A 24,161-nucleotide genomic window follows, 5' to 3' on the forward strand; every position below is an offset into this window, starting at 1 on the left:
TTTACTCGATCCTGTTCGCATTTTTCTGTATGCCAAATGGGTACTCTGTGGGTGTGTATTTCTTATACACATTCTTGTCCACTAACAGGGAGAAAGTATGTTTCCAGAATACAGAGACCTTATTTCCCGACTGAAAACCGAGAACCCTCGCTTTCTGTCCTTATTCGAAAAACACAACAGCCTTGATCATGAGATCTCCAGACTGGAAGGTTCGGATGGTCGGGGGTATAGTTTGGACATTGTTCGCCTTAAGAAACAGAAACTCCACCTGAAGGAAGATCTGCTCAAAATATTGCAAAAAGAGAGTGTCAGCGAGAGCTAAGCAAAACGGCACTTGCTGTGTAAAAGGGCTTCCAAAAGGGAAGCCCTTCCTGTTTTTATTTAATGAGATTAACCAGCATAACGGAATGAAAATGTCAGAAGTGATTACCATCAATGACACGTTAGAACTGCGTGCCGTAGAAGAGCAACACGTCACACCTCTGCATCAGTTGGTGCTTAAAAATAAAACCTGGCTCCAGCAGTCGCTGAACTGGCCGCAGTTTGTTGCCTCTGAGGAAGACACCCGCAAGAACGTGCAGGGCAATATGATGCTGCACCAGCGCGGTTACGCCAAAATGTTCCTTATTTTTGCGCAACAAACTGTGGTGGGCGTCATCTCGTTTAACCAGATAGAACCGCTGAACAAAGCGGCTTATATTGGCTACTGGCTGGATAAGGAGCAGCAGGGAAAAGGCATCATGACCCTGGCGTTACAGGCATTGATTCATCATTTTGCACAGCGTCAGGAGATCCGCCGCTTTGTGATTAAATGTCGTGTGGAGAACGTTGAGAGCAACCAGGTGGCGCTGCGCAATGGCTTCCAACTGGAAGGGTGTATGCAACAGGCGGAGTTCCTTAACGGTGATTACCATGATGTGAATCTGTATGCCCGCATCATTGATGGTCCCTCAGAATAAGCCTGCGATAGGTGTGCGCGTAATGCGCTGCTCACCGTTGATCACCTTCGGCCCGCGCAGATGAATAGCATCGCCATCAAACGCTTCAATGTGCGCCTGGCCGGTTATTTCAATATGATGCTCGATCAGCACTTCGCCCTGCACGCAGGCGTGACCTTCAATCAGGATATGACCATCAAGCTGGAGCGGCCCACCGCGTAAATGCGCGTGACCGCCGACCAGCACATGGTGTTTCAGCACGCAGTTACCTTCAACCACCGCGTGCTCCGCCACCTGCGAGCTGTAGCGCAGGGTAGGAATAGCGTCTTCTCCGGTTCCGGCGACGACGCGCGCATGGCCGTAGACTTTGGCACAATCGCAAATCCAGACATTATTCTCTTCATTACCTTCCACCCGGGCGAACTCAAAAACTTCCGCCCGATGTTCGATAAACGCATAGTTGATTTGCGCATCGCCATAGATCTGCGCCTGATGAACCACCCGAGAATGACTGACGGTGGCCCGTTCGTAAATTTGCAGAAGCTGGTCGCGTTCACGGGTTAGCCCCCTGGCGGCGATGATTTCAGAGCCACACATAACGCGCGCATCACCGAAGAGAAGGCACTCACCGCGAACCACCGAATCCTGAATGGTGACGTTGTCACGTATTTGCGCGTTATGGCTGATTTCAGCCCGGTCAATCCACACGGCATCGCTAATGTGCGCGCCATCTCTGACTACGCTTGACTGGGTAATGCGGGCGTTTCCTGTAATCGTCGCCCCGGCAAACGCGAGCGCGTTTTCATCGTAAATCCAGCAGTCGCCGCTTTGCGACAATACGCATTCGTCATCAACCCAGCCGCCCGGTGTACCGGCCTGGACATCACTAAAATCAGTGAGCGCAATGATTTGGCGTAGTAATACGCTTTTTTTATTGCCATTATCCTGGTAACTAAAGGAACGAGGCTCATCGCCCAGACGATATTTGGTCATAGCTCATTTCCGTGTGGCGCACCTTAGTTAAACGTAGCAAAGTTTTCCGCACTGGCTAAATCAGCGGAAATTCCATAAAATGCATTTCAAATATACTTTAAAAAATAAACAAAATGAGTAAGAACAAACAGAGTGAGCGGGTCCTCAATCTTCCGGCCGGTTATTTTGGCATGGTACTGGGCATCATCGGGATGGGATTCGCGTGGCGTTATGCCAGTCAGGTGTGGCCAGTGAGCCACCGGATTGGCGACGGTTTAGTGATCCTCGCTATGGTCATTTGGGGGCTGCTGACGCTGGCCTTTCTGAGCCGTTTACTGCGTTTTCCACATAGCGTATTGGCGGAAATTCGTCACCCGGTGATGAGTAGCTTTGTCAGTCTGTTTCCGGCCACCACGATGTTGGTAGCGATTGGTTTTGTCCCATGGTATCGACCGCTGGCAATTGGATTGTTCAGCATTGGGGTGGTGATACAGCTGGCATACGCGGCCTGGCAAACGGCAGGGTTATGGCGCGGTGCGCATCCAGAGGAAGCCACCACGCCGGGTCTGTATCTGCCAACCGTCGCCAATAACTTTATCAGCGCAATGGCCTGCGGAGCGCTTGGTTTCAATGATGCAGGATTGGTGTTTTTGGGCGCAGGGGTATTTTCCTGGCTCAGCCTGGAGCCAGTGATTCTGCAACGTTTACGTAGCTGCGGCGAGCTGCCTGCGGTTTTACGAACCTCACTTGGCATTCAACTGGCGCCTGCGCTGGTCGCCTGCAGCGCCTGGCTTAGCGTCAACGGCGGCGAGGGCGATACGTTAGCTAAAATGCTGTTCGGCTATGGTTTGCTGCAACTTCTGTTCATGCTACGCCTTATGCCGTGGTATTTGTCACAGCCATTTAATGCGTCTTTCTGGAGCTTCTCGTTTGGCGTGTCGGCTTTGGCGACAACAGGGCTGCACCTGGGGCACGGAAGCGATTCGGGATTTTTTCATACGCTGTCGATCCCACTGTTTATTTTTACCAATTTTATCATTGCATTATTACTGGTACGTACGTTTGCATTGCTGATGCAGGGAAAACTGCTCATCCGCACGGAGCGTACTGCATTACTGAAATCTGAGGATAAATAATGACCCTTTGCGACGAAAACTACTTTACTGAGAAATACGATTTAACCCGTACACATTCCGATGTCGTTGAAGCGGCAAAAATTGTAAAACCGGGCAAAACGTTGGATCTGGGCTGCGGTAACGGTCGTAACAGCCTGTACCTTGCGGCAAACGGTTATGACGTGACAGCATGGGATAAAAACCCCATGAGCATCGCTAATCTTGAAAGGATCAAAGCCGCTGAAGGGCTGACTAATCTGCAGGCGAATGTTGCGGACCTCAACGCATTACGCTTTGATGGCGAATATGATTTTATTCTGTCTACCGTTGTGCTGATGTTCCTTGAAGCCAAAACTATCCCTGGCCTTATTGAAAATATGCAACGTTGCACGAAACCGGGTGGATATAACTTAATCGTTGCGGCGATGGATACCGATGATTTCCCGTGCACCGTTGGTTTTCCGTTCGCATTTAAAGCCGGAGAATTACGCAACTATTACAACGGGTGGGATCTGCTGAAATATAACGAAGACGTGGGCGAACTTCATCGTACGGATGAAAACGGTAATCGAATTAAACTGCGCTTTGCCACAATGCTGGCACGTAAAACTGCCTGAGTCTCCCGTCTGGGTTAACTCTTTCTGCGTTCAGCATTTTTTGTGCTGAGCGCAGAGATAAAATTGTGCGGTGCTTACCATTTTTAGTACATCTAAAATGAAACTGTTTTGCTATCCTTTTTAGGCATCATTGCGAAAACTAAAGGGATCGTTTCATGCGTACTCAAACTTTATTTAAAGTTGCAGTGCTTACTGGCTTGTTGGCATTATCCGGCTGTGCGTCAAAAGTAACCGAGCCGGAAAAATATTCTGGGTTTTTAAAAAATTACTCTGATCTGAAGGAAACAAAATCAGCATCGGGACAAACGGTACTCCGTTGGGTTGATCCGAGCTACAACGAATCCAAATATGACAACATTGTTTATAACCCGGTAACGTATTATCCGGTTCCTAAGCCTACTACGCAGGTAGGGCAGCAGGTTCTTGATCAACTGCTGACCTATACCAATACACAGTTGAAATCCGCTATCAGCAAGCGTAAACCGCTGGTGGCTACCCCTGGACCACGTAGCCTGATTTTCCGCGGAGCGATTACCGGTGTTGCGACCAGCAAAGAAGGGCTGCAGTTCTATGAAGTGGTTCCGGTTGCCCTGCTCGTTGCAGGAACGCAAATGGCGACGGGTCACCGTACCATGGATACCAACCTCTATTTCGAGGGTGAGTTGATTGATGCGGCGACCAATAAACCAGTGATTAAAGTTGTACGTAAGGGTGAAGGCAAAGACCTGAACAACGAAAGCACGCCGATGGCGTTCGAGACTTTGAAGAAAGTTGTTGATGACATGGCGACTGATGCCACCATGTTTGACGTGAATAAAAAACCATAATAATAATGAAGAACGCACCATCCCTGGATGGTGCGTTTTTTTATGCCGTCCGGCGTCGATATAATAGTTTACCCATCAGCGCTTCTGGTCGGGCAAACATCACCATGTTCCCCAGTAATATCAATACGAGTCCGGCAATCGCATTAACCTGCCAGACGTATCCTTCATACAATGTTGATAGCGTCAGCGCGACCAACGGGAAAAGCAGCGTACTGTATGCCGCCTTACTGGGGCCAATGCGACCTACCAGTGTGAAATACGCGCCAAAGGCAATCACTGAGCCAAAAATAGCCAGATACAACAGCGCGCTAAGATAGCTAAATGTCCACTGCGGCGTGAAGTTGTCACCGCGCACCAGCGCAATGGCGGCGATCAGCAGCGTACCGTACAGCATGGCCCAACTGTTGGTTGTTAACACTTCCAGCCCTTTTTTCTGGTGACGCAGGCTGATCATATTACCCAATGAGAAGCCGAAGGTTCCCAAAGCGCTTAAACCGATGCCCAGCAGCAGTGAATGGTTGAACCCGCTGTTGAGCAAATCTTGCCAGAATAGGGTAACAATGCCCGTCAGTCCCAGACCGGCTGCAATATAAAAGCGCAGCGGTGGTTTTTGCCCAAAAAAGATGAAGCTATTGACCGCATTGAACAGGACTGCCATTGAGAAAATCACCGACTCCAGGCCGGTATTAATCCACGCTGCAGCTGAATAAAAGCACCAGAAATTGAAGCAAAAAACGCATCCGCCCTGTAACAGGCAAAACAGATGATCGCGGCCAGACAGTTTGCGTAATTTACCGCTAACCAGCAGGATAACTATCATCACCGAACTGGCAACGGCAAAGCGCCAAAAAATAGAAACCGGCGCAGAAACCGGGCCTTGCTGCAAATAAATCGCAATCCATGTCGTTCCCCAAATGACCACCACCAGGCAGTACAACAGTGCGTTCATACAACTCTCTCTTTTTGTCGTCAGGCTCACACTGTGTCATGTCTGGTGGCAGGAGGCTTTCATCGGCTTGCGGCGGACTTGCAAAATCTTGCGCTTTTTTAGCGTAAAAGCGAAAAGGCAGCTGTTAACAATATGTGGCTGTTATAGACTGAAAGCCTGCTAACTTATTTTGAATGTGATGGTATGCCTCAGCCCTACGATGCCTTTGAAAACTTACGCAAACATAATGCCGTGCTGCATGAATCGGTTGCGTTACATTCAGGGATCCAACTGGCGGCCTGGTCAAATAAGCGTGATACCATCACTCAGTATTGCGATCACCATACGCTCAGTTTATACATCGCGGATGGCTACGAGAGTTACCACAAAACGGCGGGAGGCTGGAAGAATGGCGGGGGACCTGACCGTTTTTGCCTGATGCCGAAAGAAAGCGAGTCAAGTTGGGATATCCGCGACGATCTCTCCTTTGTTCACCTGTATTGTACCGACGCTCATCTGCGCGAAGTGGGTGAAAAAGTCTGGGACAAAAGCCCCTATAGCTTTACGCTGGACGAGCATACATTTGGCAGTGACCCGGGGATCACGGCGGTTTACCGTCAGTTTTTGCTTGGTAACGACTGGCAGCAACCGGCCAATCATCTCACGCTCAGCGCTGCCTCTTCGCTGCTGTTAACGCATCTGATCCAGCATTACAGTAATGTTCAATGGCGACTGCCTACCGTCACTGGAGGACTGGCGCCGGCCACCTTACGCAACGTGCTGGCCTATATTGACGCGCATCTGGCGTACCCAATAACCCTGAGCGACCTCGCAAGCGAGGCGGCGCTTAGTGAATTCCACTTTGCCAGAATGTTTCGCCAGTCGATGAAAACGGCACCGCATCAGTACGTGATGCAACGCCGTATGGCGCTGGCGCAGCATCTGGTCTGTTACTCTTCACGCAGTTTGTCGGACATTGCGATGGCCTGCGGATTCAGTTCTGCGAGCCATTTTAGTAATCGGTTTAAACAGGTAACGGGTAAAACGCCAACGCAGTTACGTGCGGCGAAATAACGTCAACACTGCGTAGCAGATACCGCCGACCACTAATCCCCAGAATGCAGAGCCAACACCCAGTAACGTCAGGCCGCTGGCCGTGACCAGAAACGTAACAATAGCTGCATCGCGCTCTGCTTCATTATGCAATGCCTGATATAAACTACCGCTAATCGTCCCGAGCAAAGCAAGACCGGCCAGCATCTGGATCCAACTTACCGGCAGGGCCGCCATCATTCCTGTGACCGAACCGCCAAACACCCCAGCCAGAAGATAGAAAACACCAGCAGCGGCGGCGGCGAGCCAGCGCCGTTTAGCATCAGGATGCGCTTCGGGGCTTTGGCAAATTGCGGCGGTGATAGCGGCAATGCAAATGGAATAGACGCCAAACGGTGAAAACAACATGGCCAGCAGGCCGGTAAAGACAATGAGTGGTGAAACGGGTAACGAATAACCCGACGCATTCATAGTGGCAATACCTGGAGCATTTTGCGAAGCCATAGTGACCAGAAACAGCGGTAGTGCAATGCTGATACTGTGGGCCAAAGAAAAGTGGGGGGCAATAAACGCTGGCATCACCGGCGACAGATCCACTCCGCTAGTGACAACGTCACCTTTCATCAGTGCGATAGCAATACCCGCCAGCATCGCGGCGATCGTTGCATACCGTGGGGCTGTGACTTTAAATACCAGCCATGCCACCAGCATACTACCGCACAAAATAAGCTCACTGTTGAGGCTATTAAACGCCTGCAGACCAAAACGCAGCAGGATCCCAGCCAGCATGGCTGATGCCAGTGAATGGGGGATTATTTTCATCAGACGGGCAAACAGCCCGGTTACGCCGCACAACACAATCAACGCATTAGCTACGATAAAAACGCCGATGGCATCCTGAATTGTGACGCCTTGCAGGCCCGTCACCAGCAGCGCAGCGCCGGGCGTTGACCAGGCTGTGAGCACAGGGGCGCGATACCATAATGTCAGCGCCAGCGTACTGACACCCATTGCTATTCCCAGCGCGGTCATCCAGCCCGCGATTTGTTCAGTCGTCGCACCTGCGGCCAGAGCCGCTTGCCAGATAATGGCAGCCGAGCTGGCGTAGCCGACCAGGACAGCCACGAAGCCCGATAGTACGGTGGGCAGAGGGATGGAAAATGCACGCATAGTGACTCCGTGTGCGTTATAACGGTCAATCACTGTAGCACTGTGCGTTATAGCGTACAAGTGTTAAGCTGTAGCCCTGAGAAGGGATAGTTAGGAAGGAGAAAAATGGATAACTTAACCCACTATCTGGCCACAACGCTCAAGACGCTACGTCACCAGCGGGAATGGAGTCTGTCGCGTCTGGCGGAGGAAACCGGCGTGTCGAAAGCCATGCTGGGGCAAATTGAGCGCAACGAATCCAGCCCAACGGTGGCGACATTGTGGAAAATTGCCACCGGACTGAACGTCCCGTTTTCGACCTTCATTTCACCACCGGAGTCAGACAGTGCGCCAATATTTGATCCCCAGCAGCAGGCGATGGTCGTCACACCGCTGTTTCCGTGGGATCCGCAGTTGTGCTTCGATCATTTTTCGATACTGCTGGCACCCGGCGCGCTCAGTGAATCGACTCCGCATGAAACCGGCGTGATAGAACACGTGGTGGTGATAAATGGGCTGCTGGATATGTGTATTGAGGGACAATGGCGCACCATTAAACCCGGCGAGGGGGTGCGTTTTGCCGGAGACAGGGCGCATAGCTACCGTAACGGTCACGAACAAACAGCGCACTTTCATTCGCTGATCCATTACCCGCGTAGTTAATCGGGAAAACTATTCCGAAAAGCCGCGCTTGTGACTACAATAGCCGCCATTTTTATCGCTTGTGGATGATAACAACTGTATGCGCCAGCAGCCTCATCACCTTGAATTGTTAAGCCCGGCCCGGGATACCGCCATTGCGCGTGAAGCCATATTACACGGCGCAGACGCTGTGTACATTGGCGGACCGGGTTTTGGCGCGCGCCATAACGCCAGTAACAGCCTGAAAGATATCGCCGAACTGGTGCCTTTCGCTCATCGTTACGGGGCGAAAATCTTTGTGACGCTAAATACGATCTTGCATGATGATGAGCTGGAGCCCGCGCAGCGGTTAATTACCGATCTGTATCAGACCGGCGTTGATGCCCTGATTGTGCAGGACATGGGAATCCTGGAGCTGGATATTCCGCCCATTGAGCTGCATGCCAGCACTCAATGTGATATTCGCAGCGTCGAGAAGGCGAAGTTTCTTGCTGATGTCGGATTCACCCAGATTGTCCTGGCGCGCGAACTGAGCCTTGAGCAGATCAAGGCCATCCATCAGGCTACGGATGCGACTATTGAATTTTTCATTCACGGGGCGCTGTGCGTCGCTTATTCAGGCCAGTGTTATATTTCACATGCGCAAACCGGACGCAGCGCTAACCGCGGCGACTGCTCTCAGGCTTGTCGCTTGCCGTATACCCTGAAAGACGATCAGGGGCGCGTGGTCTCCTATGAAAAACACCTGCTGTCGATGAAAGATAACGATCAGACCGCCAACCTCGGCGCATTGATTGATGCTGGTGTGCGTTCCTTCAAAATTGAAGGGCGCTACAAAGACATGAGCTATGTGAAGAATATTACCGCGCATTATCGTCAGATGCTGGACGCAATCATTGAAGAGCGGGGCGATCTGGCCCGTTCTTCAGCCGGGCGTACCGAACATTTCTTTACGCCATCCACGGAAAAAACCTTCCATCGCGGCAGTACCGATTACTTTGTGAATGCTCGTAAAGGTGATATCGGCGCATTCGACTCACCAAAGTTTATCGGTTTGCCGGTCGGCGAAGTCCTGAAGGTGGCAAAAGATCATCTCGATGTTGAAGTGACAGAACCGCTGGCTAACGGGGATGGCCTGAACGTGTTAATCAAACGCGAAGTGGTCGGATTTCGCGCCAACACCGTAGAAAAAACGGGGCACAATCGTTATCGGGTATGGCCGAATGAAATGCCCGCCGATCTGCACAAAGTACGTGCCAATCACCCGCTGAACCGCAACCTCGATCATAACTGGCAGCAGGCATTGACCAAAACCTCCAGCGAGCGGCGCGTCGCGGTCGATATTGAGTTGGGTGGCTGGCAGGAGCAGTTGATCCTGACGCTCACCAGTGAGGAGGGGGTGAGTATTACCCATACGCTGGATGGCCAGTTCGAGGAAGCGAACAATGCGGAAAAAGCGTTGAGCAACCTGCAGGATGGTCTGGCAAAGCTTGGACAAACGCTTTATTACGCCCGCAGCATTCAGGTGAATCTGCCGGGAGCGCTGTTTGTGCCAAACGGTCAACTGAATCAGTTGCGACGTGAAGCGGTCGACATGCTGGATGCTGCACGTTTGCAAAACTATCAGCGTGGTCGCCGTAAACCGGTTGTACAGCCGCCGCCGGTTTATCCGCAAACGCATCTGAGCTTCCTGGCTAACGTCTATAACCATAAAGCGCGTGAGTTTTATCACCGTTATGGCGTTCAGCTGATTGATGCCGCTTATGAAGCACATGAAGAAAAGGGCGATGTGCCGGTGATGATCACTAAACATTGCCTGCGTTTTGCGTTTAACCTGTGTCCGAAACAGGCGAAAGGGAATATCAAAAGCTGGAAAGCCACGCCGATGCAACTGGTTAACGGCGATGAGGTCCTGACGCTGAAATTTGATTGCCGACCATGCGAAATGCACGTGATCGGCAAGATGAAACATCACATTCTGAAGATGCCGTTGCCGGGCAGCGTGGTGGCTTCCGTCAGCCCCGAAGAACTGCTGAAAACGTTGCCAAAGCGTAAAAACTAAAGGTCAGCTCAGATGAGTATCGGGCTTGCGTGATTTTTGCCAGTAATGGTGTTCGCGAAGATCGGCGGCGGATTCTTCCGCCGTCACTCGCAGTTCATCGCTGTCGGCGGTGTGTCGTAGTAAGTGATCGGCATCCTGCACCTGAAGATACTCATGTCCCTGATTAGTAGCGAAAAGCTGACCGGAAAAAAGCGCGCTGGCCAGCAATAACACCGTTAACCCTTTCTTAAACATCATGCACCCTCTGGTACGTTAGCTGCGGAATTGGCGATAATTTCGCCTGGTGACTATTCAATATTTTAATCGGCATAATGACAATCTCTGTTTTGTCATTTCGATGTTTTTTACATTTTTGTTTAGCCAACGTTGGGATTTGTCACAACCGGGTAGCGCGACGCTGCCCGGTTGTTATCAGGGAGAGATTCAGGACTTAAATCCGGCGGCCGTCATCAGGAGACGAAAGAACATACCAACGGCGGCGAGAGCCAGCACGCTGCCGCCCCAGAGGATCACCAGCCACATCAGGCGTTTCCAGATTGTTTGTTGCATCAATGATACCCCTCACCATGTTGAACTTTGCCGCGAAAAACGTAGTAACTCCAGAAGGTGTACACCAGGATTATCGGGATAATCAGCAGTGCGCCAACCAACATAAAGCCCTGACTTTGCGCCGGAGCCGCCGCCTGCCAGAGCGTAATGGACGGCGGAATGATATGTGGCCAGATACTGATCCCCAGCCCGCTGAACCCAAGAAAAATCAACCCCAGCGTCAATGCAAAAGGCAGCGTATGGCAGTGATGCTGCCCCAGTGAACGCCACAGCCAGATGCTGATAAGCGCAACCAGCAGCGGAACCGGCATCAGGAACCACAGGTTGGGCAGGCTAAACCAACGCTCGGCAATCGCACTGTGCGCCAGCGGCGTCCACAGGCTGATAATGGCAATGACAACCAGCATCGCCAGCAGCAGTTTTTTTGCCACACGGCGCATTTTTTCCTGCAACGGATTTTCGCTTTTCATCACCAGCCACGTCGCTCCCAGCAGAGCGTAGGCTACAACCAGGCCAACGCCGCAGAACAGCGTAAACGGGGTCAGCCAGTCGAAAGGACCGCCGCTGTAGCTGCGTCCGGTGACGGAAAATCCGTTGAGGACGGCACCCACCACGACACCCTGGGTGAATGTCGCGAGGATTGAACCGCCGAGAAAAGCTTTATCCCAGAATGGTCGATGCGCCGGCGTGGCTTTAAAACGAAACTCGAAGGCGACGCCGCGAAAAATCAGACCGATTAGCATCAGCGTCAGCGGGATCGTCAGCGCATCGACAATCACCGCATAGGCCAGGGGGAAAGCGCCGAATAATCCGGCTCCGCCCAGCACCAGCCAGGTTTCATTGCCGTCCCATACCGGGGCGACGCTGTTGACCATCACATCACGGTCATCAGAGTCCTGAATCGCCGGGAATAAGATACCGATCCCAAGATCAAAACCGTCCATCACGATATACATCAACGTGGCGAACACGATAATTACAAACCAGATAACTGATAAATCGATACCCATTAGCGGTGTGCCTCCGGTTGAGAGTCGAGGACGGCAGCAGAAAGCGGCCGGGCAGGTGTGCCGGATGGCGGCGTTGACGGATCATCTTCCTGCGGCCCTTTACGGATCAGGCGAATCATGTAGCTGTAACCGACGCCAAACACTGAGCTGTACACCACAAAGAAGGACAGCAGGCTGATGCTCATATGTAGATCGCCATGCGCGGATACTGCATCTGCGGTACGTTGCAGACCGTAGACCACCCACGGCTGACGGCCAACTTCAGTGGTTACCCAGCCAGCCAGTATGGCAATCAGTCCGGAGGGACCCATCCATAATGCAAAACGCAGGAAAGGACGTGAGGTGTATAGCCGCTGCTTGTAACGTAGCCGCAGGGCGATCGCGCCCAGCAGGATCATCAGCATGCCTAGCCCTGCCATAATGCGAAACGACCAGAACACCATGGTAGAGTTGGGCCTGTCTTCTTTAGGAAACTCTTTAAGGGCCGGAACCTGCTTATCCAGACTATGGGTCAGAATCAGACTGCCCAGCGCGGGGATTTCCAGCCCATAGCGGGTGCGCTCCTGCTCCATATCCGGCCATCCGAACAGCAGCAGCGGAGTCGGTTCACCGGGGCGATTTTCCCAGTGTCCTTCAATCGCGGCAATTTTTGCAGGCTGATGCTTCAGTGTATTCAAACCGTGCATATCGCCAATCAAAGCCTGCAGTGGGGCGACGATTAACGTCATCCATAGCGCCATTGAGAACATGACGCGAATAGCCGGAGTGTTATTCCCGCGCAATAAATGCCATGCGCCCGACGCTGCGACAAACAGCGCGCTGCTCAGGAAAGCGGCAACGGACATATGCAGCAAACGATAAGGGAATGAAGGATTGAAAATAACGGCGAACCAGTCGACGGGAACGACCTGGCCGTTAACTATTTCATAACCCTGCGGCGTTTGCATCCAACTGTTGGAGGCGAGGATCCAGAAGGTAGAAATAATAGTACCCAGCGCAACCATACAGGTCGCGAAGAAGTGAAGCCCCGGGCCAACCCGGTTCCAGCCAAACAGCATTACCCCGAGGAAACCTGCTTCAAGGAAGAAGGCGGTGAGCACTTCATAGGTCAGAAGCGGCCCGGTGATGCTACCGGCGAACTCGGAAAAACCGCTCCAGTTGGTGCCGAACTGATAGGCCATCACCAGCCCGGAAACTACGCCCATCCCAAAGTTTACGGCGAATATTTTCGACCAGAAATGGTATAGCGAGCGCCAGACGGGATTTTTCGTTTTTAGCCATAACCCTTCGAGCACCGCCAGATAACTGGCGAGGCCAATGGTAATGGCCGGAAAGATGATGTGAAAGGATACCGTAAACGCGAACTGGATCCTTGCCAGGTGAAACGCGTCAAGACCGAACATGCTTAACTCCGCAGGCAAAATTGATTTAGCGCAATTCTAAGGCTGCGAACCAATCGAAGGCAGAAACAGAACAGTTCTTTTTAACCATAACAGTTGTCGCGCTGTTATAGATTGGCCCGGCTGATATGAAATCTGGAAGCTGGGTTCCCGTTATTGAATAGCGTCCTCCCCACGCTAGTAATTTTGCGATGTTACTAGCAAGGTAATTAAAGAGTAATCATAAATGTTTACTTTGTGTGTGTATAATAGACGACAGGGAGGCGCAGTGAAGCAAAGTGATTTCAGACGCTGGCTTGAATCTCAGGGAGTTGAAGTTACAAACGGCTCAAATCATCTGAAGTTGAGGTATCAGGGAAGGCGTAGCGTTATGCTCAGGCATCCTGGTGATGAGATAAAAGAGGCTCTGCGAAAAGCGATCCAAAAGCAGCCAGGCTTACAGTAATCATCATCAATATAAGGCTGATTATATGAGAAATTTTGAGAAAATCATGCGTTATCCCGTTAATCTAGTACCCGCCGTGGAAGGTGGGTTTGTGGTGTCTTTTCCGGATATTCCTGAAGCATTAACTCAGGGAGAAACCCGTCATGATGCTTTGCAGGCTGCGCAAGCCGCATTGGTCACCGCTTTTGAATTCTATTTCGACGATAACGAACCGATTCCTTTGCCTTCGGCGGTTGTCGCTGGCGCTGACTATGTGGAAATACCACTGAGCGTTGCGTCTAAAGTTCTGTTGTTAAATGCCTTCCTTGAATCGAATATTACCCAGCAGGAACTGGCAAACAGGATCGGCAGGCCTAAGCAGGAAATCACTCGCTTATTCGATTTAAAGCACGCGACAAAAATTGATGCTGTGCAGATAGCTGCCCGCGCCTTAGGCAAAGAGCTGTCATTAGCGATGTTGTAAAACTGTTAACTATAACAGTTATATAAAATACCTTGATTATGTAAACTGATATATACAGTGGTTGTCACCGACACCGATAATCAGGACAAAAAATGAAAAAATACCAGCGACTGGCTGAGCAAATTCGCGATCAAATCGCGTCTGGCGTATGGCAGCCCGGCGATCGCTTGCCATCATTGCGTGAACAGGTGGTCAGCAGCGGCATGAGTTTTATGACCGTCGGACACGCCTACCAGTTGCTGGAGAGTCAGGGGCGAATTATCGCCCGACCACAGTCGGGTTACTACGTTGCTGCGCGCCCTGAACGTGAACTGGCCACGCCGCAGGCGCAGGTCATGCGCGATGAAGCGGTGGATATCAACACCTATATTTTTGATATGTTGCAGGCCAGTCGGGATGCGTCAGTGATGCCATTTGCCTCTGCATTCCCCGATCCGCGTCTGTTTCCCCTCCAGCAGTTGAACCGCTCGCTGGCGCAGGTGAGTAAAACCGCCACCGCCATGAGCGTGATCGAAAACCTGCCGCCGGGAAATGCTGAACTGCGCCATGCCATTGCCCGTCGCTATGCTCAACAGGGGATGACCATTTCACCTGATGAAATAGTCATCACTACCGGTGCGCTGGAAGCCCTCAACCTGAGCCTGCAGGCAGTTACTGAACCGGGGGACTGGGTGATTGTCGAAAACCCCTGTTTTTACGGGGCGTTGCAGGCCCTTGAACGATTACGCCTGAAGGCGCTTTCGATCGCCACCGACGTAAAAGAGGGGATCGATCTTACCGCGCTGGAGCAGGCGTTGCAGGAGTATCCGGTCAAAGCCTGCTGGCTGATGACCAATAGCCAAAATCCGCTTGGTTTTACGCTCAGCCCAGAGAAGAAGGCGCATCTGGTCGCATTGCTGGAGAAATACCATGTAATGCTGATAGAGGATGATGTCTACAGCGAGCTGTATTTTGGCCGTGAAAAACCACTGCCCGCCAAAGCCTGGGATCGCGCCGACAGCGTTTTGCATTGTTCGTCTTTCTCGAAGTGCCTGGTGCCCGGATTTCGCGTTGGCTGGGTAGCGGCCGGGAAGCATGCCCGGCGTATTCAGCGACTCCAGCTAATGAGCACCTTATCCACCAGTTCCCCCATGCAGCTTGCACTGGTGGATTACCTGTCTACCCGACGCTATGACGCACATCTGCGTCGCTTACGCCGACAGCTGGCGGAGCGCAAACAGCAAGCCTGGCAAACGCTGCTTCGTCATCTTCCGGCGGAAGTCAAAATTCACCACAACGACAGCGGCTATTTCCTGTGGCTGGAACTGCCAGAGCCGCTTGATGCAGGCGTGCTCAGTACCCAGGCGCTGGCGCACCATATCAGCATTGCGCCGGGAAAAATGTTCTCGACTTCGGGGAGCTGGACTCGTTTCTTCCGTTTTAATACCGCATGGCACTGGGGGGAACGTGAGGAACAGGCTGTAAAACAGTTGGGAAAATTAATTCGCGAGATGATGAAATAAAACATAACGCGCTATTTAATATAAAAGAATGGCGCGTTCATATTTCAGAAATAGAGGATACCTCGCCCTGATGTTATTTATATCGGGCGCTACCATACAAAAAATCAATAGTTATTACTATTGCCACCATCGCATCTAACTCCTTGTCTATACTCCAGAAGATAAAAATCCCCGGTCAGCGTCAGTAGCGTAATGAGCGTTAGCTCACAACCTGATTAAATTTCCTTGCGCCAACAGGAACGCTTACCACACCCCGACTATTTTTAGGAAAGGACATATATTTACGGCAAGGCTGCCGCTCAATATTTTTTAGACAGGAGTAAGACGTTATGAGCAAGCAGTTTGCCCTCAGTAGCCTGTGCGCACTCAGTATGACGCTGATGACTGCACAGGCAGCCGAACCCCCGACATCATTAGATAAACCGGAAGGCCGTCTGGATATTATTGCCTGGCCGGGCTACATCGAACGTGGACAGACCGATAAACAATATGATTGGGTCTCGCAGTTTGAGAAAGATACTGGCTGCGCGGTCAATGTCAAAACGGCGGCCACATCTGATGAGATGGTCAGCCTGATGGCAAAAGGCGGCTACGACCTGGTTACCGCTTCCGGTGACGCCTCATTGCGTCTGATTATGGGTAAACGCGTTCAGCCGATTAATACCGCGCTGATCCCAAACTGGAAAAGCATCGATCCACGCGTGGTAAAAGGCGAGTGGTTCAACGTTGGCGGAAAAGTTTACGGCACGCCGTACCAGTGGGGACCAAACCTGCTGATGTATAACACAAAAATCTTCCCAACGCCGCCAGATAGCTGGAGCGTGGTTTTTGTTGAACAAAAACTTGCGGACGGGAAAAGCAATAAAGGGCGCGTTCAGGCCTACGATGGGCCGATCTATATTGCCGATGCCGCGTTATTCGTTAAAGCAACTCAGCCGCAGCTGGGCATTACCGATCCCTATCAGCTCACCGAACAGCAGTATCAGGCGGTTATCAAAGTTCTGAGCGATCAGCACGCGCTAATCCATCGCTATTGGCATGATACCACCGTGCAAATGAGCGACTTTAAAAACGAAGGTGTGGTGGCGTCAAGCGCATGGCCTTATCAGGCTAACGCTCTGAAAGGGGAAGGCCAGCCTATTGCCACGGTTTTCCCAAAAGAAGGGGTTACCGGATGGGCTGATACCACCATGCTGCACAGCGAAGCGAAACACCCGGTATGTGCTTACAAATGGATGAACTGGTCATTAACCCCGAAAGTTCAAGGCGACGTTGCGGCCTGGTTTGGTTCTCTGCCAGTAGTGCCTGAAGGCTGTAAAGCCAGCCCGCTGCTGGGTGAAAAGGGCTGTGAAACCAACGGCTATAGTTACTTTGACAAAATTGCCTTCTGGAAAACGCCGATCGCAGAAGGTGGCAAATTCGTTCCTTACAGTCGCTGGACGCAGGATTACATCGCCATTATGGGCGGTCGTTAATTCCGCTGGGGGTTTTATGACGTACGCAGTGGAGTTTCATAACGTCTCGCGTCTGTACGGGGATGTTCGTGCAGCTGATGGCGTAAGTATTGCGATTAATGACGGTGAGTTTTTCTCTATGCTGGGGCCATCCGGCTCCGGCAAGACCACCTGTCTGCGCCTGATTGCAGGGTTTGAGCAGCTGTCAGGCGGCGCAATCACCATTTTTGGTAAGCAGGCCAGCGAATTGCCGCCCTGGGAACGGGACGTCAATACGGTATTTCAGGATTACGCGTTGTTCCCGCATATGTCGATTCTTGACAACGTCGCCTACGGGCTGATGGTCAAAGGCATTGATAAAAAACAGCGCCACGCCAAAGCGCGAGAGGCGCTGGATAAAGTTGCGCTCGGTTTTGTTTATGAACGCAAACCGTCGCAACTTTCCGGTGGTCAGCGGCAGCGCGTGGCGATTGCCCGGGCGCTGGTTAATGAGCCGCGCGTCCTGCTGTTGGATGAACCGCTCGGGGCATTGGATCTCAAGCTGCGTGAACAGATGCAGTTGGAGCTGAAAAAATTACAGCAATCTCTTGGTATCACCTTCATTTTTGTCACTCACGATCAGGGGGAAGCCCTGTCGATGTCCGATCGTGTGGCGGTGTTTAATAACGGTCGCATCGAACAGGTGGATTCTCCGCGCGAACTGTACATGCGTCCGCGGACACCGTTTGTGGCAAGTTTCGTCGGGACGTCCAATGTCTTTGATGCCACGATGTCAGCGAACGTTTGCGGGTTACAGGGGATGTTCTCCCTGCGCCCGGAACATATTCGTTTGAATGATGCCGGGGGAGAAGTCCAGGCTACGGGAGTTATCCAGGCGGTGCAGTACCAGGGCGCGGCGACACGATTTGAACTGAAACTGGCCGGTGGTGAAAAGTTGCTGGTTAGCCAGGCGAATCTGACGGGCGAAATGCTGCCCTCAACGTTGTCGCCAGGTCAGCAGGTGATGGCGTCGTGGTCACGCGACGTGATGGTACCGCTGGTTGAGGAGAGGTGAATGGCTATGAATGTCTTACATTCGCCTCCACAGTCGACAGGTCTGAACCGGATTTCAGGTTTCTTCTGGCGTAATCCGGGGCTGGGGCTGTTTTTGCTGCTCCTCGGACCGCTGATGTGGTTTGGCATTGTCTACTTCGGCTCATTGCTGACGCTGTTGTGGCAAGGTTTTTATACCTTCGACGATTTCACCATGTCGGTCACGCCGGACCTGACGCTGGCGAATTTGCAGGCGCTGTTTAATCCGGCCAACTACGACATCATTTTGCGTACCCTGACGATGGCGGTGGCGGTCACCATTGCCAGCGCGATTCTGGCGTTTCCGATGGCGTGGTATATGGCGCGCTATACCAGCGGCAAAATGAAAGCCTTTTTTTACATTGCGGTGATGTTGCCGATGTGGGCCAGCTACATCGTTAAAGCCTACGCATGGACGTTACTGTTGGCTAAAGACGGCGTGGCGCAATGGTTTTTAACCCATCTGGGGCTGGAGCCGCTGCTGCTCTCGTTTCTGACGCTGCCTGCCGTCGGCGGCAATACGCTGTCGACTTCAGGGTTAGGGCGCTTTCTGGTGTTCGTCTACATCTGGCTGCCGTTTATGATCCTGCCGGTACAGGCCGCGCTGGAGAGACTCCCGCCGTCGCTATTACAGGCCTCCGCTGATTTAGGCGCACGTCCGCGTCAAACTTTCCGCTATGTGGTCCTCCCACTGGCGATACCCGGTATTGCGGCAGGCTCGATTTTTACCTTCTCTCTGACGTTGGGCGATTTTATCGTGCCGCAACTGGTGGGGCCGCCGGGCTATTTCATCGGCAACATGGTGTATTCGCAGCAAGGGGCGATTGGCAATATGCCGATGGCGGCGGCATTTACTCTGGTGCCGATTGTATTAATCGCACTGTATCTGGCGTTCGTGAAGCGTCTGGGAGCTTTTGATGCACTCTGAACGCGCACCCTGGTTACTCAAACTGGCGGCATGGGGTGGGGTTATTTTCCTGCACTTTCCCATCCTCATCATCGCCACCTATGCTTTTAATACTGAGGAGGCTGCTTTTAGTTTTCCACCGCAGGGGTTAACGCTGAAGTGGTTTAGCGTTGCAGCGCAGCGTGGCGATATTCTGGAATCGGTGACGTTGTCACTTAAAATCGCTGCGTTGTCGACAGCTATCGCCCTCGTTCTGGGGACGCTGGCCGCTGCAGCACTGTGGCGCAGGGACTTTTTTGGTAAAAGCGCAATATCGCTGTTGCTGCTGTTGCCGATCGCGCTGCCGGGGATTATTACCGGCCTGGCGCTGTTGACGGCGTTTAAAACCATCAACCTGGAACCCGGTTTTCTTACGATCGTCGTGGGCCATGCGACGTTTTGCGTGGTGGTGGTATTTAACAACGTCGTGGCGCGTTTTCGCCGTACCTCATGGAGTCTGGTTGAAGCGTCTATGGATCTTGGCGCCAATGGCTGGCAAACCTTTCGTTATGTCGTGCTGCCAAACCTGGCATCGGCGCTGCTGGCGGGGGGGATGCTGGCGTTTGCCTTGTCGTTTGATGAAATCATCGTGACAACGTTCACCGCCGGACATGAAAGAACACTTCCTTTGTGGCTGCTCAATCAGTTGGGTCGACCACGAGATGTGCCTGTCACCAACGTTGTGGCATTGCTGGTAATGCTAGTGACGACACTGCCAATTTTAGGGGCCTGGTGGCTAACGCGTGAAGGCGACACTCTCGCTGGAAACGGTAAATAAACGACGATATGGGAAATTGCTATGCAACATCAATTACTGATTAATGGCGAGCTGGTCAACGGTGAAGGTGAAAAGCAGCCAGTCTATAACCCTGCCACTGGTGAACTCATTCTGGAGATTGCCGAAGCCTCAGCCGCGCAGGTTGATGCCGCGGTACGCGCAGCCGACAGCGCGTTTGCCGCCTGGGGGCAAACCACGCCAAAAGTGCGTTCAGAACTGCTGCTGAAACTGGCTGACGCAATCGCCGATAACGCGCAAACCTTCGCAGAGCTGGAATCACTCAACTGTGGTAAGCCGTTGCACTGCGTCCTCAACGATGAAATTCCGGCAATTGTCGATGTTTTCCGCTTCTTTGCCGGGGCGGCTCGTACCCTGCAAGGACAGGCGGCCGGAGAGTATCTGGAAGGGCATACGTCGATGATCCGTCGTGATCCGCTGGGCGTGGTGGCCTCTATTGCACCGTGGAACTATCCGCTGATGATGGCGGCGTGGAAGCTGGCGCCGGCACTGGCGGCGGGTAACTGTGTGGTGATTAAACCGTCAGAAATTACCCCGCTGACGGCGCTTAAGCTGGCTGATTTTGCCAAAGATATTTATCCGGCTGGCGTTATCAACGTGCTGTTTGGCCGTGGCAAAACGGTAGGCGATCCGCTGACCGGTCATGAAAAAGTCCGGATGGTTTCTCTGACAGGCTCCATTGCGACCGGTGAACACATTATCCAGCATACCGCGCCTTCGATTAAGCGCACGCATATGGAACTGGGCGGCAAAGCTCCGGTCATCATTTTTGATGATGCCGATCTGGATGCTGTGGTGAGCGGCGTGCGAACTTTTGGCTATTACAACGCTGGACAAGATTGTACCGCGGCTTGTCGAATTTATGCCCAGAAAGGCATTTATGACGCGCTGGTCGAGAAACTTGGCGCTGCGGTAGCAAGCCTGAAAATCGGCGCACCGAATGACGAATCGACCGAGCTGGGACCGGTAAGCTCGCAGGCGCATCTCGATCGCGTGACGAAAGCGGTCGATGAAGCCAAAGCGCTGGGGCATATCAAAGTCATCACCGGTGGTAAAAAAGTGGATGGCGCAGGCTACTACTTTGCTCCGACGCTGCTGGCCGGGGCAAAGCAGGATGATGCCATCGTGCAGCGGGAAGTTTTCGGCCCGGTGGTCAGCGTAACCGTATTTGAGGATGAGGATCAGGTGCTGGCGTGGGCTAACGATTCGAAATACGGCCTGGCCTCTTCCGTCTGGACCCGGGATGTGGGACGCGCGCATCGATTTAGCGCTCGCCTGCAGTATGGTTGCACCTGGGTCAATACTCACTTCACGCTGGTTAGTGAGATGCCGCACGGTGGGCAAAAACAGTCTGGTTATGGCAAGGATATGTCGGTTTATGGACTGGAGGATTACACGATTGTTCGCCATGTCATGATCAAGCATGAGTAATTTCTTAAGCGCGAACGGTAAAGGGGGCACGGATAGCTAAATACTGGCAAACGTGTGTCGATACTATTCGCGCCACTGGCCTCGTCGCCATCGGACGGCGGTAAGTTGGAAATATCCGCGAGGTCAGGCTAATTGAAACAACAAAGCCCCAGCTTAATGTCGGGGCTTTGTGCTTTCTGGTTTACCGTCCGGGTATCAGCGGCGCAAGCTGCAAAGCCAGGCGAGTAGCGCACAAACGCTCAGAACCAGCCCCAACTGTTGCACCATGCCTGCCAACCCCAGCATCATTCCCAGTAACAGGTAATAGCTCAACCCGAACAACGCACCGGCAGCACCGGCTTGTTCACGGTAGTGACGCAGCGCCTGACTCAGCACATTAGGAATCGCGATCCCATAGGCTAACACCACGCCGAACACCGGCAGCAGGATCCACGCGCAGTGCTGTAGCCACCACGCGACGAGACCTGACAACGCTGCCAGCGCACAGGCATAACGTACCAGTTGTTCCGGTGTAAGACCTGCCGTTAGCAACCTCCGGTTCAGCAGGCTACCCGACAGTGAAGACAGCGCAAGTAACACTCCTGTCCAGCCAAAGGCTCGGGAACGCCATCCCAACTGCCCGAAAAGAAATGGCGCCAGGCTGTAATAACTAAACAGCATGGTATTTAACAACGCGACCAGGATGGCATTTTTCCACAGCTCACCGTCCCGCGCCATACGGGGAAAGAGCACCGTCATCCGTGGGCGGACCGTATTCTCCGGCCTTGTTTCCGGCAAAAGGGTTGCTGTCAGTATTAGCAGTAGCAGCGCCAGCAGCATAAGGGCAACAAATACACCAGTATGACCGTACAGGCTTACCAGCCAACCTCCGCTTAGCAGGCCGAAAACCGGACTCAATGCCAGTGCGGCGCCCATCACAGAAAAGACGCGGGATAGCGCGGGTGATTCATAACTGTCCCTTAGCATGGTCTGTACCACCACTGACCCGGCAGCCGCTCCGATGGCGGAGACCATCCGTGCCAGCAGTAAAACGCTGAAGTCGGCGGCAACAATGGCTAAGGCACAGCCTGTTCCATAACAAATAAGTCCTGCCAGCATAGCCCAACGTCGCCCGATGCAGTCGCTCAGCCAACCCCACATCGCCACACCGACGGCGAAGGCAGCAAAGTAAACGGAGAGTGTTTGAGCCGCACGCTCACTGCTGATGTGAAAAGCAGTGGCGATACCTGGCAGTGCCGGGCTGTAGATGGTTTCCACCAGTTGCGGGAACATAATCAGTAGCGTAAGAAGCCACAGCGGCGGGCGGCGAAGCGTATTCATACAATATCCAGAGAAACAAAACAGGCGGGCATTATTGCTGAAAGAGCAATGTCTCATTACCATTATCAGGACATTAAATATCAAATATCGGACAGATAATGAAAATTGCGCCTGATGATGCTTTCGATGCGGATAGCTTTGACAAACCGGTAATCGGTATAGCCGCCGATATGGGGCTACATGATTCAGGACGGCACAGCCACCTTCGTCATCAGCTACTTTTTTCGGCTGCGGGGAGCATTACGATCGAGCTGGAGCAGGCTCTGTGTCTGTTACCGCCACGGCGTGCGGTTTGGATCCCGGCCGGGACGGTACATCGCGCCATAATGCGAGGGGGGATGGCTTATCGTTCTTTGTACTTTTCAACCGCATTGCCATTATCTGAGTTACCGCTGCAGATAGTCGAGGTTAACCCTCTCTTTTTTGAAGTGATAGAACGTATGGCTTTCTGGCCATGGGATATGCCAGCCGCGCAGCAGGCCAGCCTCATCACCGTTTTTTGTGAGGAAATACGCGCCGCCCGCAGTGAAAACTGGACGTTGCAGTTTCCCTCAGATCCGCGGTTGAACGTGTGGCTAGAGGGATTACGTATGGGCGAACTCCCACCGCGACTGAATCAATTGTCCCGACGGGTTGGGGCATGTGAGAGAACAATCGGTCGAATATTTACCCGGGATACCGGGATGAATTATCAGAACTGGCGGCAGCAATTCAGGTTGCTAAAAGCCATGGAGATGCTGGCGGATGGATGCCCTATTAGCCAGGTGGCGCAATATCTGGAGTTTGTCAGCGACAGCGCTTTTATCGCGTTCTTCCATCAACATACCGGCACAACGCCGAGCCGTTATTCGGGCAATATAATGCCGCAGAAGGATTAGGGACATTACATACTAAGGATAATTTACCCGGCGGCGGGAGAGTGGGAAGATCGTGCACTAATGGCAGAGAGAAGACCCCCTCTGCCAGCGGACGCTGCAATTAATCAACAAGAATCACATCAAGCAAACCAGCCGAACCTTGCGGAAATCAGACTGAAAAGTCCTACAGCAGCAAATATATTTATCAGCACCACAGTTTTACTGGAAACATTCATTTGTGCCACCTTTCGTTATAACCCCTATGGGTATAGTACGGGTTATAACTATCCGCAATAGTACGGATTCTGAACATAATGAAAACGGCTTGTTTTCCCGCTGTTTCCCTTAAAATAATTAATAAAACTTGATGTGGGTCATGAAAAAGAGCATATTGCGCGCGATTTTACCTTTCGGCCCGGACGCCTTACATGTCTCTGTACCAAAAAATGTTGGTTTTTTACGCGGTGATGGCCGCTATCACGGCAATCATCACCTGGTTTCTTTCCCGCGATAAAAAGCGAATTCGTTTTCTCAGCGCGGTATTAGTCGGGGCGACCTGGCCGATGAGTTTTCCCGTCGCGTTAATGTTTTCTCTCTTCTGATGACGGCGTTAA

27 protein-coding genes are annotated in these 24,161 nt (G+C 52.3%); 18 read left to right on the forward strand and 9 right to left on the reverse strand.

The genetic code is table 11. From position 1 onward, the window contains the following. Positions 1–97: 97 nt before the first annotated feature. Together OGV80_RS09445 and rimL are read left to right on the forward strand one after the other, a co-directional pair. The gene (locus tag OGV80_RS09445) at positions 98–322 is read left to right on the forward strand and encodes an HP1242/YdcH family protein (RefSeq protein WP_043016240.1); all 225 of its coding nucleotides are present in this window, start codon (positions 98–100) and stop codon (positions 320–322) included. Between the two features lie 91 nt (positions 323–413). Continuing rightward, positions 414–959 (forward strand): 50S ribosomal protein L7/L12-serine acetyltransferase, encoded by a 546-nt coding sequence (gene rimL, locus OGV80_RS09450; RefSeq protein ID WP_043016241.1) that lies wholly within the window; start codon positions 414–416, stop codon positions 957–959. Here rimL and ydcK read toward each other — a convergent pair. Further along, positions 951–1,931 carry a YdcK family protein gene (gene ydcK / locus OGV80_RS09455; RefSeq protein WP_080625219.1) on the reverse strand — a complete coding sequence of 327 codons (981 nt, stop codon included), beginning with the start codon at positions 1,929–1,931 and terminating at the stop codon, positions 951–953. The two genes, rimL and ydcK, sit on opposite strands and share 9 nt — an antisense overlap. A 113-nt stretch (positions 1,932–2,044) precedes the next feature. Here ydcK and tehA point away from each other — a divergent pair, with 113 nt between their 5' ends. The 3 genes from tehA (at position 2,045) to OGV80_RS09470 (ending at position 4,469) form a co-directional block, all read left to right on the forward strand. Beyond that, positions 2,045–3,046 carry a dicarboxylate transporter/tellurite-resistance protein TehA gene (tehA, locus tag OGV80_RS09460; RefSeq protein WP_047411105.1) on the forward strand — a complete coding sequence of 334 codons (1,002 nt, stop codon included), beginning with the start codon at positions 2,045–2,047 and terminating at the stop codon, positions 3,044–3,046. Then, positions 3,046–3,642 (forward strand): tellurite resistance methyltransferase TehB, encoded by a 597-nt coding sequence (tehB, locus tag OGV80_RS09465; RefSeq protein ID WP_043016244.1) that lies wholly within the window; start codon positions 3,046–3,048, stop codon positions 3,640–3,642. The genes tehA and tehB overlap by 1 nt, the downstream gene beginning before the upstream one ends. Positions 3,643–3,797: 155 nt before the next feature. After that, entirely contained in the window at positions 3,798–4,469 is a 672-nt protein-coding gene (locus OGV80_RS09470) for a DUF3313 domain-containing protein (protein WP_043016245.1), read from the forward strand. 40 nt (positions 4,470–4,509) lie between these two features. On the opposite strand, the gene OGV80_RS09475 is transcribed toward OGV80_RS09470, so the two are convergent. Continuing rightward, positions 4,510–5,418 carry a DMT family transporter gene (locus OGV80_RS09475; RefSeq protein ID WP_286514660.1) on the reverse strand — a complete coding sequence of 303 codons (909 nt, stop codon included), beginning with the start codon at positions 5,416–5,418 and terminating at the stop codon, positions 4,510–4,512. A gap of 183 nt (positions 5,419–5,601) precedes the next feature. On the opposite strand from OGV80_RS09475, the gene OGV80_RS09480 reads away from it, so the two are divergent. After that, positions 5,602–6,471 carry a helix-turn-helix domain-containing protein gene (locus OGV80_RS09480; RefSeq protein ID WP_043016247.1) on the forward strand — a complete coding sequence of 290 codons (870 nt, stop codon included), beginning with the start codon at positions 5,602–5,604 and terminating at the stop codon, positions 6,469–6,471. Here OGV80_RS09480 and OGV80_RS09485 read toward each other — a convergent pair. Beyond that, positions 6,454–7,620, reverse strand: coding sequence for a benzoate/H(+) symporter BenE family transporter (locus OGV80_RS09485; RefSeq protein ID WP_080625217.1), 1,167 nt, complete (start codon positions 7,618–7,620; stop codon positions 6,454–6,456). The genes OGV80_RS09480 and OGV80_RS09485 overlap by 18 nt on opposite strands. A 105-nt stretch (positions 7,621–7,725) precedes the next feature. Between OGV80_RS09485 and OGV80_RS09490 the strand changes: the two genes are divergently transcribed. Together OGV80_RS09490 and OGV80_RS09495 are read left to right on the forward strand one after the other, a co-directional pair. Then, a complete protein-coding gene (locus tag OGV80_RS09490; RefSeq protein ID WP_043016249.1) occupies positions 7,726–8,262 on the forward strand; it encodes a helix-turn-helix domain-containing protein in 537 nt (178 codons plus the stop codon). Positions 8,263–8,341: 79 nt separating this feature from the next. After that, entirely contained in the window at positions 8,342–10,303 is a 1,962-nt protein-coding gene (locus OGV80_RS09495; RefSeq protein WP_043016250.1) for a peptidase U32 family protein, read from the forward strand. A gap of 3 nt (positions 10,304–10,306) precedes the next feature. Here OGV80_RS09495 and OGV80_RS09500 read toward each other — a convergent pair whose 3' ends face one another. From OGV80_RS09500 to OGV80_RS09515, 4 genes are all read right to left on the reverse strand, one after another. Beyond that, positions 10,307–10,537 (reverse strand): DUF2554 family protein, encoded by a 231-nt coding sequence (locus OGV80_RS09500; RefSeq protein ID WP_043016251.1) that lies wholly within the window; start codon positions 10,535–10,537, stop codon positions 10,307–10,309. Positions 10,538–10,726: 189 nt separating this feature from the next. Continuing rightward, complete coding sequence (locus tag OGV80_RS09505) at positions 10,727–10,852, reverse strand: DUF2474 domain-containing protein (RefSeq protein ID WP_003020230.1); 126 nt, start codon at positions 10,850–10,852, stop codon at positions 10,727–10,729. Beyond that, the gene (cydB, locus tag OGV80_RS09510) at positions 10,852–11,862 is read right to left on the reverse strand and encodes a cytochrome d ubiquinol oxidase subunit II (RefSeq protein ID WP_043016252.1); all 1,011 of its coding nucleotides are present in this window, start codon (positions 11,860–11,862) and stop codon (positions 10,852–10,854) included. Before cydB ends, OGV80_RS09505 begins: the two co-directional genes overlap by 1 nt. Then, positions 11,862–13,265 (reverse strand): cytochrome ubiquinol oxidase subunit I, encoded by a 1,404-nt coding sequence (locus OGV80_RS09515; RefSeq protein ID WP_286514664.1) that lies wholly within the window; start codon positions 13,263–13,265, stop codon positions 11,862–11,864. The genes cydB and OGV80_RS09515 overlap by 1 nt, the downstream gene beginning before the upstream one ends. A gap of 265 nt (positions 13,266–13,530) precedes the next feature. Between OGV80_RS09515 and OGV80_RS09520 the strand changes: the two genes are divergently transcribed. The 8 genes from OGV80_RS09520 to patD all read left to right on the forward strand — a co-directional run bounded on the left by OGV80_RS09520 (position 13,531) and on the right by patD (position 21,370). After that, positions 13,531–13,707 (forward strand): type II toxin-antitoxin system HicA family toxin, encoded by a 177-nt coding sequence (locus OGV80_RS09520; protein WP_286514665.1) that lies wholly within the window; start codon positions 13,531–13,533, stop codon positions 13,705–13,707. A 46-nt stretch (positions 13,708–13,753) separates the two neighbouring features. Then, the gene (locus OGV80_RS09525; protein WP_123915356.1) at positions 13,754–14,170 is read left to right on the forward strand and encodes a type II toxin-antitoxin system HicB family antitoxin; all 417 of its coding nucleotides are present in this window, start codon (positions 13,754–13,756) and stop codon (positions 14,168–14,170) included. Between the two features lie 92 nt (positions 14,171–14,262). Next, a complete protein-coding gene (locus OGV80_RS09530; RefSeq protein ID WP_200000658.1) occupies positions 14,263–15,672 on the forward strand; it encodes an aminotransferase-like domain-containing protein in 1,410 nt (469 codons plus the stop codon). Positions 15,673–16,001: 329 nt separating this feature from the next. Beyond that, positions 16,002–17,147, forward strand: coding sequence for a putative ABC transporter substrate-binding protein YdcS (gene ydcS / locus OGV80_RS09535; RefSeq protein ID WP_043016257.1), 1,146 nt, complete (start codon positions 16,002–16,004; stop codon positions 17,145–17,147). Between the two features lie 16 nt (positions 17,148–17,163). Further along, the gene (locus OGV80_RS09540; protein ID WP_286514669.1) at positions 17,164–18,180 is read left to right on the forward strand and encodes an ABC transporter ATP-binding protein; all 1,017 of its coding nucleotides are present in this window, start codon (positions 17,164–17,166) and stop codon (positions 18,178–18,180) included. Continuing rightward, positions 18,181–19,125 (forward strand): ABC transporter permease, encoded by a 945-nt coding sequence (locus tag OGV80_RS09545; protein ID WP_043016259.1) that lies wholly within the window; start codon positions 18,181–18,183, stop codon positions 19,123–19,125. Further along, on the forward strand, positions 19,115–19,921 hold the full coding sequence (locus OGV80_RS09550; RefSeq protein ID WP_043016260.1) for an ABC transporter permease: 807 nt from the start codon (positions 19,115–19,117) through the stop codon (positions 19,919–19,921). The genes OGV80_RS09545 and OGV80_RS09550 overlap by 11 nt, the downstream gene beginning before the upstream one ends. Before the next feature lie 21 nt (positions 19,922–19,942). Next, positions 19,943–21,370 (forward strand): aminobutyraldehyde dehydrogenase, encoded by a 1,428-nt coding sequence (patD, locus tag OGV80_RS09555; protein ID WP_043016261.1) that lies wholly within the window; start codon positions 19,943–19,945, stop codon positions 21,368–21,370. 195 nt (positions 21,371–21,565) lie between these two features. Here the strand turns inward: patD and OGV80_RS09560 are convergent, their stop codons facing one another. Next, positions 21,566–22,690 (reverse strand): MFS transporter, encoded by a 1,125-nt coding sequence (locus tag OGV80_RS09560; RefSeq protein WP_087053360.1) that lies wholly within the window; start codon positions 22,688–22,690, stop codon positions 21,566–21,568. Positions 22,691–22,788: 98 nt separating this feature from the next. On the opposite strand from OGV80_RS09560, the gene OGV80_RS09565 reads away from it, so the two are divergent. Next, a complete protein-coding gene (locus tag OGV80_RS09565; protein ID WP_043016263.1) occupies positions 22,789–23,568 on the forward strand; it encodes an AraC family transcriptional regulator in 780 nt (259 codons plus the stop codon). Positions 23,569–23,687: 119 nt separating this feature from the next. Here the strand turns inward: OGV80_RS09565 and yncL are convergent, their stop codons facing one another. Further along, positions 23,688–23,783 (reverse strand): stress response membrane protein YncL, encoded by a 96-nt coding sequence (gene yncL / locus OGV80_RS09570; protein WP_071524268.1) that lies wholly within the window; start codon positions 23,781–23,783, stop codon positions 23,688–23,690. Between the two features lie 192 nt (positions 23,784–23,975). Here yncL and OGV80_RS09575 point away from each other — a divergent pair, with 192 nt between their 5' ends. Continuing rightward, positions 23,976–24,149, forward strand: coding sequence for a GhoT/OrtT family toxin (locus OGV80_RS09575; RefSeq protein WP_016153148.1), 174 nt, complete (start codon positions 23,976–23,978; stop codon positions 24,147–24,149). Positions 24,150–24,161: the final 12 nt, after the last annotated feature.

Origin of the sequence: Citrobacter sp. Ce119 (assembly GCF_030334525.1) — a bacterium.
Classification (GTDB): Bacteria; Pseudomonadota; Gammaproteobacteria; order Enterobacterales; family Enterobacteriaceae; genus Citrobacter; species Citrobacter europaeus.

Bases quoted from the DNA above. Each gene is read 5' to 3' on its own strand.
- OGV80_RS09560 (WP_087053360.1), bottom strand. From the start codon at position 22,690: ATGAATACGCTTCGCCGCCCGCCGCTGTGGCTTCTTACGCTACTGATT.
- OGV80_RS09470 (WP_043016245.1), top strand. From the start codon at position 3,798: ATGCGTACTCAAACTTTATTTAAAGTTGCAGTGCTTACTGGCTTGTTG.
- ydcK (WP_080625219.1), bottom strand. From the start codon at position 1,931: ATGACCAAATATCGTCTGGGCGATGAGCCTCGTTCCTTTAGTTACCAG.
- OGV80_RS09485 (WP_080625217.1), bottom strand. From the start codon at position 7,620: ATGCGTGCATTTTCCATCCCTCTGCCCACCGTACTATCGGGCTTCGTG.
- patD (WP_043016261.1), top strand. From the start codon at position 19,943: ATGCAACATCAATTACTGATTAATGGCGAGCTGGTCAACGGTGAAGGT.
- OGV80_RS09505 (WP_003020230.1), bottom strand. From the start codon at position 10,852: ATGCAACAAACAATCTGGAAACGCCTGATGTGGCTGGTGATCCTCTGG.
- rimL (WP_043016241.1), top strand. From the start codon at position 414: ATGTCAGAAGTGATTACCATCAATGACACGTTAGAACTGCGTGCCGTA.
- tehA (WP_047411105.1), top strand. From the start codon at position 2,045: ATGAGTAAGAACAAACAGAGTGAGCGGGTCCTCAATCTTCCGGCCGGT.
- OGV80_RS09540 (WP_286514669.1), top strand. From the start codon at position 17,164: ATGACGTACGCAGTGGAGTTTCATAACGTCTCGCGTCTGTACGGGGAT.
- OGV80_RS09575 (WP_016153148.1), top strand. From the start codon at position 23,976: ATGTCTCTGTACCAAAAAATGTTGGTTTTTTACGCGGTGATGGCCGCT.
- OGV80_RS09495 (WP_043016250.1), top strand. From the start codon at position 8,342: ATGCGCCAGCAGCCTCATCACCTTGAATTGTTAAGCCCGGCCCGGGAT.
- OGV80_RS09545 (WP_043016259.1), top strand. From the start codon at position 18,181: ATGGCTATGAATGTCTTACATTCGCCTCCACAGTCGACAGGTCTGAAC.
- ydcS (WP_043016257.1), top strand. From the start codon at position 16,002: ATGAGCAAGCAGTTTGCCCTCAGTAGCCTGTGCGCACTCAGTATGACG.
- yncL (WP_071524268.1), bottom strand. From the start codon at position 23,783: ATGAATGTTTCCAGTAAAACTGTGGTGCTGATAAATATATTTGCTGCT.
- OGV80_RS09565 (WP_043016263.1), top strand. From the start codon at position 22,789: ATGAAAATTGCGCCTGATGATGCTTTCGATGCGGATAGCTTTGACAAA.
- OGV80_RS09500 (WP_043016251.1), bottom strand. From the start codon at position 10,537: ATGTTTAAGAAAGGGTTAACGGTGTTATTGCTGGCCAGCGCGCTTTTT.
- OGV80_RS09550 (WP_043016260.1), top strand. From the start codon at position 19,115: ATGCACTCTGAACGCGCACCCTGGTTACTCAAACTGGCGGCATGGGGT.
- OGV80_RS09445 (WP_043016240.1), top strand. From the start codon at position 98: ATGTTTCCAGAATACAGAGACCTTATTTCCCGACTGAAAACCGAGAAC.
- OGV80_RS09490 (WP_043016249.1), top strand. From the start codon at position 7,726: ATGGATAACTTAACCCACTATCTGGCCACAACGCTCAAGACGCTACGT.
- OGV80_RS09525 (WP_123915356.1), top strand. From the start codon at position 13,754: ATGCGTTATCCCGTTAATCTAGTACCCGCCGTGGAAGGTGGGTTTGTG.
- OGV80_RS09480 (WP_043016247.1), top strand. From the start codon at position 5,602: ATGCCTCAGCCCTACGATGCCTTTGAAAACTTACGCAAACATAATGCC.
- cydB (WP_043016252.1), bottom strand. From the start codon at position 11,862: ATGGGTATCGATTTATCAGTTATCTGGTTTGTAATTATCGTGTTCGCC.
- OGV80_RS09530 (WP_200000658.1), top strand. From the start codon at position 14,263: ATGAAAAAATACCAGCGACTGGCTGAGCAAATTCGCGATCAAATCGCG.
- OGV80_RS09515 (WP_286514664.1), bottom strand. From the start codon at position 13,265: ATGTTCGGTCTTGACGCGTTTCACCTGGCAAGGATCCAGTTCGCGTTT.
- OGV80_RS09475 (WP_286514660.1), bottom strand. From the start codon at position 5,418: ATGAACGCACTGTTGTACTGCCTGGTGGTGGTCATTTGGGGAACGACA.
- tehB (WP_043016244.1), top strand. From the start codon at position 3,046: ATGACCCTTTGCGACGAAAACTACTTTACTGAGAAATACGATTTAACC.